Origin of the sequence: Pantoea sp. EKM103V, assembly GCF_011800365.1 — a bacterium.
In the GTDB taxonomy this organism is placed as follows: Bacteria; Pseudomonadota; Gammaproteobacteria; order Enterobacterales; family Enterobacteriaceae; genus Pantoea; species Pantoea anthophila.
In genome coordinates this window covers 19,055-30,940 of sequence record NZ_JAALFQ010000012.1, presented here as the reverse complement: position 1 = coordinate 30,940, position 11,886 = coordinate 19,055, and the positions used below count along the sequence as shown (strand labels likewise).

The 11,886-nt window shown below is 56.2% G+C and carries 8 protein-coding genes; 3 read left to right on the top strand and 5 right to left on the bottom strand.

What is annotated here, in order from left to right; all coding sequences use genetic code 11:
- Window positions 1-112: 112 nt before the first annotated feature.
- Together cytR and priA are read right to left on the bottom strand one after the other, a co-directional pair.
- Window positions 113-1,150, bottom strand: coding sequence for a DNA-binding transcriptional regulator CytR (gene cytR / locus HFD97_RS18970; RefSeq protein WP_009088024.1), 1,038 nt, complete (start codon window positions 1,148-1,150; stop codon window positions 113-115).
- A 162-nt stretch (window positions 1,151-1,312) separates the two neighbouring features.
- Complete coding sequence (gene priA, locus HFD97_RS18965) at window positions 1,313-3,508, bottom strand: primosomal protein N' (RefSeq protein WP_150030381.1); 2,196 nt, start codon at window positions 3,506-3,508, stop codon at window positions 1,313-1,315.
- 226 nt (window positions 3,509-3,734) lie between these two features.
- On the opposite strand from priA, the gene rpmE reads away from it, so the two are divergent.
- Entirely contained in the window at window positions 3,735-3,950 is a 216-nt protein-coding gene (rpmE, locus tag HFD97_RS18960) for a 50S ribosomal protein L31 (RefSeq protein WP_003851227.1), read from the top strand.
- A gap of 76 nt (window positions 3,951-4,026) precedes the next feature.
- Here the strand turns inward: rpmE and HFD97_RS18955 are convergent, their stop codons facing one another.
- From HFD97_RS18955 to metJ, 3 genes are all read right to left on the bottom strand, one after another.
- Complete coding sequence (locus HFD97_RS18955; protein ID WP_167432371.1) at window positions 4,027-5,616, bottom strand: filamentous hemagglutinin N-terminal domain-containing protein; 1,590 nt, start codon at window positions 5,614-5,616, stop codon at window positions 4,027-4,029.
- Between the two features lie 62 nt (window positions 5,617-5,678).
- Window positions 5,679-7,283, bottom strand: a complete 1,605-nt coding sequence (locus HFD97_RS18950) for a ShlB/FhaC/HecB family hemolysin secretion/activation protein (protein ID WP_244319832.1) — start codon at window positions 7,281-7,283, stop codon at window positions 5,679-5,681.
- Between the two features lie 401 nt (window positions 7,284-7,684).
- The gene (metJ, locus tag HFD97_RS18945; RefSeq protein WP_009088019.1) at window positions 7,685-8,002 is read right to left on the bottom strand and encodes a met regulon transcriptional regulator MetJ; all 318 of its coding nucleotides are present in this window, start codon (window positions 8,000-8,002) and stop codon (window positions 7,685-7,687) included.
- Window positions 8,003-8,275: 273 nt separating this feature from the next.
- On the opposite strand from metJ, the gene metB reads away from it, so the two are divergent.
- Together metB and HFD97_RS18935 are read left to right on the top strand one after the other, a co-directional pair.
- Window positions 8,276-9,436: a cystathionine gamma-synthase gene (metB, locus tag HFD97_RS18940; RefSeq protein WP_009088017.1), complete on the top strand. Its 1,161-nt coding sequence runs from the start codon at window positions 8,276-8,278 to the stop codon at window positions 9,434-9,436.
- 2 nt (window positions 9,437-9,438) lie between these two features.
- Window positions 9,439-11,874: a bifunctional aspartate kinase/homoserine dehydrogenase II gene (locus HFD97_RS18935; RefSeq protein WP_009088015.1), complete on the top strand. Its 2,436-nt coding sequence runs from the start codon at window positions 9,439-9,441 to the stop codon at window positions 11,872-11,874.
- Window positions 11,875-11,886 lie beyond the last annotated feature (12 nt).

Genomic DNA, 11,886 nt, shown 5'->3' with positions numbered 1-11,886 from the left:
AAATGATGATTTTTACGCGCCCGGCAAGGAGTCCGCCATGTTACTCAAGGGTCGGAACTTTGACCAGCAGTGTTCGCTTTAAGAATCTACTGAAAAAGCGCGGCGAATACGCTTATTTTTCACGCTTTTTTGCGCGCGCCGTGCTGCCCCGAATGGTCAGACCCGCGTCCAGTAGCCGCGAACCGCTGATGACCCGTTTGCCATTCAGCTCATCCAGCAGCAGCAGCATCGCTTCCCGGCCGATCTGATAGCGCGGTTGGGTAACGGTAGTCAGCGGCGGCTCGCAGTAGCGCGACAACTCGATGTCATCAAATCCCACCACAGAGAGATCGTCAGGTATCCGCAGCCCGCAGCGTCTGGCCTGATTCATCGCCCCGAGCGCCATAATGTCGCTGTGGCAGAACAGCGCGCGCGGTGGCTGCGGCAGGGTCATCAGCTGATTCATCGCGGCAACGCCCGCTTCGAAGGTGAAATCGCCGCGCACAATATAGGTGGGATCAACCGTCAGGCCACTGCGCCGCATCGCCTGGACATAGCCCTGTAACCGATACTGACAGAGCGGCATCTCTTCCGGCCCGGCGATGCAGGCAATCTGTGTGTGACCTAACTGCAGCAGATGATTAACCGCTTCAAACGCGGCGGTCAGGTTGTCGATGTGCACCGAGGGCAGTGACATTTCGGGGGCAAACTCATTCGCCATCACCATCGGCGGCAGGTTGCGCTGCTCATCAATGCCGGCATCAAAGGGCAGCTGTGAGCCCAGCAGGACCATGCCATCTATCTGGCGTGTCACCATCAGGTTGAGAAAGGTTCGCTCCTGCTGATTCTGATGGGCGCAGTCGCCAATCAGCACCAGATAACCCTCTTCGGCTGCCGTGACTTCAATGCCGCGGATGATTTCACTGAAGAAGGGATCGCAGATATCGGGGACAATGACGAGGATGGTTCGGGTCTCATTGCGACGCGCGTTGCGTGTGGGACCATGTGCTGCATAGCCGACGGCGGCAACGGCCTGTTCGACTTTCTGTCGGGTGGCCGCAGAAACTTTCTCCGGATTCATCAGCGCACGCGATACGGTGGCGGTTGAGACACCCGCATGTTCCGCGACATCCTTCATCGTGGCGGCGGGCGGTTGTTGATTCTGCTCCAACACATGCTCCTGACGCATTATGGCGTGTTCGATTCTGTTTTTGCCTGCTCAGAGGCAAACCAGCCACATTGTTAACGATTGCGTGGCTGGTTGTTACTTAATTTGCATAAAAATTGTGACTTATGCGACATTTTTCGATCTGGCTCGCAACGTCAGCGGAGATCAGCTCTCGGTAGGATCAATATCCAGCGTCCATTTCACTTTGCGCGCGGCGGGCAGGGTGGAAATCAGCGGCAGCGAACTGCTCAGCAACTGCTGCAGACGCTGCCGGGATGGGTGCTGAACCAGCAGTTGCCAGCGCCAGCGGCCGCTGCGTTTTGGCTGCAGGGCCGGGACCGGCCCCATAAACCACATGGCCTGATCGTTGAGCGGACTGGCCTCCAGCAGGTTACGAAGCTGTTGCAGAAATTCAGCTGCCTGCTGATTATCCATATCTTCAGCGCGAAACAGCGCATGGCGGCTCCAGGGTGGCAGGTGAACCGCCTGGCGCTCCAGCAGTGCCTGCTGCGCAAACGCCGTATAGCCCTGATGCAGCAGGGTCTGAAGCAGCGGATGTTCCGGGTGGTGGGTCTGCAGCAGGACTTCGCCCTGCTTACCGGCACGCCCGGCACGTCCGGCGACCTGGGTGTAGAGCTGAGCAAAGCGCTCCGCCGCCCGGAAATCGGCGGAAAACAGCGCCCCATCGACATCCAGTAGCGACACCAGCGTCACGTCAGGGAAGTGGTGGCCCTTCGCCAGCATCTGAGTACCAACCAGAATGCGCGCGCCTCCGCGATGCACATCGGCCAGATGCTGCTCCAGCGCCCCTTTACGGCTGGTGGTATCACGATCGATTCGCGACACCGGCACGCCAGGGAACAGCGTGCCGAGCTGCTGTTCCAGCTGTTCCGTGCCGACACCGACCGGCAGCAGGTGAGTTGAGCCACACTGCGGGCACTGATGAGGAAGCGGACGCTGGCTGTCGCAGTGGTGGCAGCGCAGCTGGCGATGATGCTGATGCAGCGTGTAGTAGCGGTCACAGCGGTGACACTCGGCAATCCAGCCGCAGTCGTGACAGAGCAGGGCGGGCGAAAAGCCGCGGCGGTTAAGAAACAGCAGCACCTGATTATCCGCCTGCAGATGCTGACGCATTTTGCCAATCAGGCCCGGTGCCAGGCCGCCGATCAGCTGCACACCTTTTAAGTCGATCAGCTGTTGCAGCGCCGGTCTGGCATTGCCTGCGCGCTTTGTCAGGTCGAGCTGGCGATACTTGCCGCTGCGCACATTGTGCAGCGTCTCCAGCGCGGGCGTCGCCGATCCCATTACAATCGGGATATTTTCTTCATGGGCGCGAAACACAGCCAGATCGCGCGCCTGATAGCGCCAGCCCTCCTGCTGCTTGTAAGAGCTGTCGTGCTCTTCATCAATGATGATGACCCCCGGCCGGGCCAGCGGGGTAAACAGCGCCGAGCGGGTGCCAATCACAATCGCCGTTTCACCGCGCCGCGCACGTAACCAGACGGCCAGCCGCTCACTGTCGTTTAAGGCGGAGTGCAGCACGTCAATCGGCGCATCAAAACGCTCCCGGAAACGGGCAATGGTCTGCGGGGTCAGGCCGATCTCCGGGACCAGCACCAGCGCCTGTTTTCCCCGAGCCAGCACATTCTCCAGCACGCTGAGGTAGACCTCCGTTTTGCCGGAACCGGTGATGCCCGCCAGCAGCCAGGCGGCGTAATGTTCGTCATCTGCCCGAATTGCACCGACCGCCATCGCCTGATCGGTATTCAGACGCAGGCGTTCGCCTTTAACGGCGAAGGTGGTTCGCCAGTCGTGCCGCTGCGGCTGATGCTCATACAGCTCGCACAGCCCTTTGGCGCGCAGAGCCTGAAGCGTCGCCTCCGTCAGGTCGTGTTCGCTGACCTGATGGCGATAGAGCGGCTGCTGACGCAGGGCAGCCAGCGCCTGCTGCTGTTTGGGCGCGCGCTTTAAACTCTCCGGCGTGGTCGCCCGGCCCTGCTCGGTAATTTCCCAGCGCCATAACGGGTTATCCTGCGCGGGTTTGCCCTGACGCAGCAATACCGGGATGGCATGGTTCAGCACTTCGCCCTGGGGAGAGTGATAGTAGCTGGCGGCCCAGTTAAGGATGCGCCACAGCGAAGAGGGATAGAGTGACTCGCTATCCAGCACCTCAATGACGCGCTTGAGCTGTCCTTCGGGCAGATCGCTGCTCTCACGCAGGGCGACCACAATGCCGATCATCCTGCGATTGCCAAAGGGCACACTTACGCGACCACCAATGACCGGCTGCGCGCCCTGTGGCGGCAGATAATCAAACAGGCGGGGCAAGGGGACGGGCAGGGCAACCTGGACAACGGGCATAACTCTCTCTTTCCGGCTCGGGCATCGGGAGGGCTAGTGTACACGCTGGACCCGGATGGCGGGTATCCCAGGATAAATTTGCAGCAATGATAACTTCTCTGTATAATATGCCGCCTTCGGTGAGAAAGACCTTGCCGGAGTACACCCTATAATGTTCAACCGCGTGTGGTGCTGTGCAGGTTTACGCCTGGCACGGAGAGCGACACGGCCTTCTATGAGGTTTCCCATGAAACAAGGTATTCACCCGAAATACGAAGCAGTTACTATTAAATGTACCTGCGGCAACGAGATCCACACCCGTTCAACACTGACTCACGAACTGAACCTGGACGTCTGTGGTAAATGCCACCCGTTCTATACCGGTAAGCAGCGTGAAGTGGCAACTGGTGGCCGTGTTGACCGCTTTAACAAGCGTTTCAGCGTGCCAGGCGCTAAAAAATAAGATTAAAAGGCACCTGAACCTGCGGGTTCGGCGGCAACAAAAAACCCAGCCTCGGCTGGGTTTTTTTATGGCCCGGTTACAGGCTGGAGTCTGTTTCAGGCTTGTTCAATTCCAGAAGCTGCGTGGTGTAATCACCATCTAAATCAGCAATGGTAGTGATCTTAGGGGCTGAAATCGAAATTTTATCCGCTTTCATGGTGCCCTGCCTGCACAATAACCACAGCCGGCAGGATGTGTTACTGATTTTCCCATCCGTTGTCAGCGCCAGGGTTGCCGCCTTCAGGGTACCCTTATTAGAAATTCCACTTTTACCGGTCACGCTTAACCGCTCAGTCGCCTGCATCACACCCTGATTGCTGAAGTCGTCAGAAACGAGAGAGGCATTCTGCGCTGTGAGGGTTCCGGCGTTAGAGACAGTTACGGCAGAAACAGAGGCTGTGCTCTGTGCGGTAACATCGCCTGACCGGAGGCTGACCTCTTTAACGGCGTATAAGCCAATAGTGTCCGCCTGAATCGAGCCGGAGTTAATCAGGCTGGTGTTGGCGACAGGCGTGATAACGCCATTCACCGTGCTGTAGCCGGTCTGCATTGTCAGGGATCCAGCCGTGCTGATGGTGCCTTTATTTTCGATATCTCCCGCCAGCGAAAAAATGCTGACGGTGCCATCGCCACTGATCTGCCCTTTTTCGTTGTTAGTCACTTTTCCATAACTCACGATGCTGGCGTAATTGGTGGCTTTAACAGTGCCTTCATTCGTGAATGTATTTGTTGTCTGCAGAGCAGCCTGGCTGGCAGAAAGCGTCCCTTTGTTCGTCATGCTGCCGCTGGCTGCGATGCTCATCACGCCAGCGTCAAGCGTTCCGTTGTTGGTTAACGTGCCATTGGTTGAGATATACAGGCTGTTGGCATTCAGTACGCCATTGTTGTTGACGCCCGCACCGGCTTCCGTGGTTTGCAGCTGGATCAGGCCTGCTGTTGCTCCGCCCAGCGCGCTGACATCGATGCTGTTGCCGCCAGTCCGGCCTGTCGTGCTGGCTGTGGCCTGACCCGAGGCCCTGTTATAGGTGTATTTACCGGCAATCGCTTTCAGCTGGGTTGTCTCAACTTTGCCATTGAGCGTAATTTTCTGCGCCAGCAGGTCCGTATAATCGGCGCCTGTCAGCCCTTTGCCTTTAACCGTAAGGGTGCCTTTCGTCACATTAAAGCCCGTCAGTGCACCATCGGTTAAAACTGGCGTGCCGGTGGTCAGGGTGGCGCGTCCGGTATTGATAAAATTACAGCCGGAACAGGTGATCCCGTTTGGGTTGGCGATAATTACATCGGCCTTCTGACCTGCGACTTCAATAAAGCCGTTCAGTGAAGAAGCTTTATTTGAGATGACCTCGTTCAGAATCAGACTGGCTGAGCTATTCAGATTGCTGTTCCGGGCAATATTACCACTGTCGCGAACCATATCTGTGGTGCTGTTATTCAGTACCAACCCCTTTTCTGAGACGTTGAAGCTCTGATACATATTATGTGACAGACCATTCGCATCCGGCTGATTAATATTCACCACGGTCGAACCATTTGCATGCTGATAACTGTTCAGTGCAGAAAGCGCAGGCTGACTACACAGGGTGGCGAGCGTCGCCAGGAATAGCAGATTAAACTTATGCGTATTCATTTTTTTCCTCTGGATGTGTGTGTTTATTTTCAAACTCTTTTTATAAACGCTTTTACTTCTTACTAATATTTCCACTGCAGTGAAAAACCGAGCGTAACGGGATCGGTGTGGAAAGCCTGGGGTTTTTTAACCGGGGTGCCGGCAAAAAGATCAAAACGTGTTTTCAGGAGTGTTCCCCGCAGGCCCGCCACGCTGCCTATAACGGTTTTTCCGGCATATTCCTGCTGGCTGCTATTACCGTAGACCTGGCCTGCGTCAATACCGATATAAGGCTGAACCGGTTTGTCAGGGAAAATCCAGCTGATATCGTTGCGCCAGAACCAGCCTTTATTATCCTGAAGCGCGTATTCGCCATCGAAGCCACGAACCGTCCAGCGGTTTGCCAGCGAAAAGCGATTCAGCGAAGAGAGGGTGTCGGATGAATATTGCACACTGACATGGGGTGAGTAGTTCAGCCAGTTATCTCCGAACTGGAAATTAACCGAACCTTTCAGATCCAGCGTCATAATCCGGCCCTGCGTATCAATGAGCCCATACGTCTGTTCAACGGTATGGCTGCTGTTAAACCAGGGCATCTTCCGTTGATAGCTCAGGGTAGTTGTCAGCGCCGCGTTATCGTCATGCATCTCATGCTGCAGCAACGCTTTCCAGCCCGCACTTTTTTTATGCATGCTGATGAGGTCCCGGTCATTAAGTGAATAACGCGATAACGTATTGAAGATTTGCAGGCCAGCTGTGGTGGTCTGAAAGAGGGTTCGCGAAAGCAGTCGGTTGAGCTGCGCACTGTAGTAGCTGTTCTTATTATCCAGTGCCCATTCTGACCAGTTTCCGGTCAGGCGTTGCTGATAATGACTCTGGCTGGCATAGAGATCGAGCCACCAGAAACCCCATGGCACCGAATAACCCATCGATTTATTATCATTGCCTTTGCGGGTCTGTTTCGGCGCAATATCGTGGCCGTAAGAGACGTAAAATATGTCACTTAATGACGCAATGTTGTTTAAATAGAGTGCGGTTCCCCCCTGATAACGCCCCGTCGCCGCCGAGCCGGCATCATTCAGCCAGGCGCTCATCTGCCAGTATTTATCCTGTTCGCGCTGGATAACGATATCGCTTTCACCTTTGCTGCTGCCTGGCAATAACTGAACGTTAACCCGCGATCCCGGAACGCGCTGAAGATTAAGGCTGCCCTGTTCCAGATCGCTGAGTTCGAGCAGATCACCCGCGCTGAACGGCAGGGTACTGGTCAGGTTAATGTCGTCGCCACTCGCCTTATTTAGCACGATTTTTCCGACGTGACCGGCATGAATATCAAACGTTAACGTACGGCCCGACAGATTCTGTTCGGGCAAATTAACACGCGTTGTAATATATCCCAGCCGGATAATTTCATTCTGCAGCGTTTTAGCCAGAAGTTTTATTCCGTTAATGCCCAGGCATTTCCCTTCTGCCTGTGCAGTGAAATAGCGTAGTTTTCTGAGGTGCAGTTTTTTACTGTCCTGATTCAGCGAAATATTATCGATCGGATAGCAATTTTCCTCATGCGGAAACGGAATCGCTTCCGGTCTGAAGTCCTCTTTTTCAGACATGCCAGGCGGCAGGTCAGGCGCTAATTGCGCTTTGCGCTCCCGATCCTGTTGCCGGGCATTAATATTCTCATTTTGCACCGTTATAGCCGGTGCCACGCTGGATGCAGAAGTGAAATAACTGGTTGTGCTGGTGATGAAAAGAATAAAAAAAGTGGGTGCGAAGGATTTTATTTTATATTTGATGCTCATTGGCTTTCCGTGAAATTGTCGCTCTGACAAAATCTTACGGATGCGCATAATAGTGAACAATAGTAATAATTCTATTGTCCGGATAAAACAATATTCTTATTGCAATGGAAATAACGCAATAATAAGGAAAAGAGGGTAGATTTTTCTGATACGTCTGGCAGGCAATATGCAGGCGATGGCGTCAGGCCGGAAGAGAGGAGCGTCACAGGGGGCAGAACGGATCAGAAAAGCGGCTCCCTGAGCGGAGCCTGCTTCTCTGCAGCGAGGTCAGGCGACAACGGCGCCGGGGATTAATATTCCCATGTATCCGGATCAACACCCATCTGGCGCATAATTGCTTTCGCTTCTTCCGGGATCTCATCGCTGCGCTCTTTGCGCAGGTCGACGTCATCCGGCAGCGGTTGACCCGTAAAGGCATGTAAAAAGGCTTCGCAAAGCAGCTCGCTGTTGGTGGCGTGACGCAGGTTATTCACCTGACGACGGGTACGCTCATCCGTTAAAATCTTCAGCACGCTCAAGGGGATAGACACTGTAATCTTCTTGACCTGCTCGCTCTTCTTACCGTGCTCAGCGTACGGGCTGATATATTCGCCGTTCCATTCAGCCATGGGTTACCTTAATTAATAAACGTTAAATGTGAGGAAATCAGCGGATTATGCCTGATTTTTTCCTGCCTGACCCCTGATATGGCGGGTTTTCTTCGTTCACTGCCTCTGTATTTCAGAGAGGAACGCCAGGCGATGACGCATAATTTTAGCGGGTATTGCGTTTCTGCTCAATCTATACGCAAAGACATTTAGATGTCCAGATGTATTGACGTCTAATTAGAGGGTGATATTCTGTGAGCCACATTTTATTCACTTTTCAGGAACAATTCGCTCATGACGCGTAAACCGGCAACCATCGCAGTGCGTAGCGGTTTGAATGATGACGAGCAGTATGGCTGCGTTGTCCCGCCTATCCATCTTTCCACAACCTATAACTTCCTGGATTTTAATGAGCCGCGTGCGCATGACTATTCCCGTCGGGGTAACCCCACGCGTGATGTCGTGCAGCGTACGCTGGCGGAACTGGAAGGCGGTGCGGGCGCGGTATTAACTAATACCGGGATGTCGGCGATTCATCTGGTGACGACGGTGTTCCTGAAGCCTGGCGATCTGCTGGTTGCGCCACATGACTGTTATGGCGGCAGCTATCGGCTGTTTGACAGCATGAATAAGCGCGGCGCATATCGGGTGAAATTTGTTGATCAGGGCGATCCGGTGGCACTGCAGGCGGCACTGGATGAGAAACCTAAACTGGTGCTGATCGAAAGCCCCAGCAATCCGCTGCTGCGCGTGGTGGATATCAGCGCGATTTGCACCGCTGCCCGGGCGGCGGGTGCCATCAGCGTGGTGGATAACACCTTTATGAGTCCGGCCCTGCAGAATCCGCTGGCGCTGGGGGCAGACCTGGTGATCCACTCCTGTACGAAATATCTCAACGGTCATTCCGACGTGGTGGCAGGCGCGGTGATTGCTAAAGATCCGCAGCTGGCGACGGACCTGGCCTGGTGGGCAAACAACATTGGCGTCACGGGCGCGGCCTTTGACAGCTACCTGCTGCTGCGCGGGATTCGCACACTTTCACCACGCATCGCAGCGGCGCAGCGCAATGCGCTGGCGATTGTGGAGTATCTGAAGCAGCAGAAACGGGTGAAAAAGTTGTATCATCCTTCGCTGCCGGAGAACGCCGGACACGAACATGCCGTTCGTCAGCAGCGCGGCTTTGGTGCCATGCTGAGTTTCGAGGTTGACGGTGACGAGGCGCTGCTGCGCCGCTTCCTGAAAGCGCTGCGGCTGTTTACGCTGGCGGAATCGCTGGGTGGCGTTGAGAGTCTGATCTCCCACACCGCCACCATGACGCACGCGGGGATGTCGGCAGAGGCACGCGCTGCAGCGGGCATTTCCGATACGCTACTGCGGGTTTCTGTTGGTATTGAAGATCACGAAGATTTAATTGCCGATCTGGATAATGCATTCCGGGTCGCAGCCGAGGGTTAAGCATGATGATTTCAGCAGGCACGGGAACGCCGACTATCAGGCAGTTGCATAAATTTGGCGGCAGTAGCCTGGCCGACGCACGCTGCTATCAGCGTGTGGCCAGCATCATGGCGGATTACAGTCAGCCGGGCGACATGATGGTGGTCTCTGCGGCTGGCTCGACCACCAACCAGCTGATTAGCTGGCTGAAGCTGAGCCAGAGCGACCGGCTCTCCGCGCACCAGGTGCAACAGGCTTTACGGCGTTACCAGAGCGAACTGATCGGTGCGCTGCTGCCTGCTGAGATGGCGGAACCCTTAACCGCGGCATTTATTCGCGACCTGGAAAAGCTGGCCGCGCTGCTGGATGGACCGATAACCGATGCGGTCTACGCCGAAGTGGTCGGCCACGGTGAACTCTGGTCGGCGCGCCTGATGGCAGCGGTGCTGAGTCAGCGCGACATGCAGGCCTGCTGGCTGGATGCGCGTGAGTTTCTGCGTGCTGAACGTGCGGCCCAGCCGCAGGTCGATGAAGGCAAATCCTGGCCGCTGCTGCAGACCCTGCTGGCACAGCATCCGCATCAGCGCATCGTGGTGACCGGCTTTATCAGCCGCAATGATGCGGGTGAAACCGTCCTGCTTGGCCGCAACGGTTCCGACTACTCCGCCACGCAGATTGGTGCGCTGGCAGGTGTGGGACGGGTCACGATCTGGAGCGATGTGGCAGGCGTCTACAGCGCCGATCCACGCAAAGTTTCTGATGCCTGTCTGCTGCCGCTGTTAAGGCTGGACGAAGCCAGTGAGCTGGCGCGTCTGGCGGCCCCGGTGCTGCATACCCGCACCCTGCAGCCGGTTTCCGGCAGCGATATCGACCTGCAACTGCGCTGCAGTTATCAGCCGGAGCAGGGTTCCACCCGCATCGAGCGGGTGCTGGCCTCCGGAACCGGCGCACGCATCGTGACCAGTCATGATGATGTCTGTCTGATTGAAATCCAGTTGCCGGAGCAGCATGACTTCGCCATCCTGCACAAAGAGATCGACCTGCTGCTGAAGCGGGCACAGCTGCGTCCGCTGGCGTTTGGCGTCCATCCTGACCGCCAGCTGCTACAGCTCTGTTACACCTCTGAAGTGGTCAACAGCGCCTTTACACTGCTGCAGGATGCCGGACTGCCGGGCCATCTGCAGCTGCGTGACGGCCTGGCGCTGGTGGCGCTGGTAGGCGCAGGCGTGACCCGCAATCCGCTGCATACCCATCGCTTCTGGCAGCAGTTAAAAGATCAACCTGTTGAATTTATCTGGCAGTCTGAAGAGCACATCAGCGTGGTCGCGGTGCTGCGCGTCGGTCCCACTCAGCATCTGATTCAGGGATTGCATCAGTCACTGTTCCGTGCAGAAAAGCGTATCGGCCTGATGCTGTTTGGCAAAGGCAATATCGGCTCACGCTGGCTGGAGCTGTTTGCCCGCGATCAGGAAACGCTCTCAGCGCGTACCGGCTTTGAATTTGTGCTGGCGGGTGTGGTGGACAGCCGTCGCAGCCTGCTGAGTTATGACGGACTGGATGCCAGCCGTGCGCTGGCCTTCTTTGACGATGAAGCGGTGGAGCGTGACGAAGAGTCGCTGTTCCTGTGGATGCGCGCCCATCCGTTTGATGATTTAGTGGTGCTGGATGTCACCGCCAGTACGCCGCTGGCGCAGCAGTATCTCGACTTTGCCAGCCACGGTTTCCATGTCATCAGCGCCAATAAAGTGGCCGGTGCATCCGACAGCCAGACCTGGCGGCAAATCCGTGATGCTTTTACCAAAACCGGACGTCACTGGCTCTATAACGCCACTGTCGGTGCGGGTCTGCCGATCAACTATACGGTGCGCGATCTGCGTGACAGCGGTGATACCATCCTGGCGATCAGCGGGATCTTCTCCGGCACGCTGTCATGGCTGTTCCTGCAGTTTGACGGCACGGTTCCCTTCACCGAGCTGGTGGATCAGGCGTGGCAGCAGGGCCTGACCGAGCCCGATCCGCGGGCCGATCTCTCAGGGCAGGATGTGATGCGCAAACTGGTGATCCTGGCGCGTGAGGCGGGCTATAACATCGAGCCGGATCAGGTGCGGGTCGAATCGCTGGTGCCAGACAACTGCCAGCAGGGCTCGGTTGACCATTTCTTTGAAAATGGCGATGAGCTGAATGAGCAGATGCTGCAGCGACTGGAAGCGGCGCGGGAGATGGATCTCGTGCTGCGTTATGTTGCCCGTTTTGATGCCAACGGCAAGGCGCGCGTCGGGGTTGAAGCGGTTCGTCCGGAACATCCGCTGGCCTCGCTGCTGCCCTGCGACAATGTCTTCGCCATTGAGAGCCGCTGGTATCGCGACAACCCGCTGGTAATTCGCGGGCCGGGTGCAGGCCGGGATGTCACCGCCGGTGCTATCCAGTCAGATATCAATCGCCTCGCACAACTGCTCTAGTCCTCCCCTCAG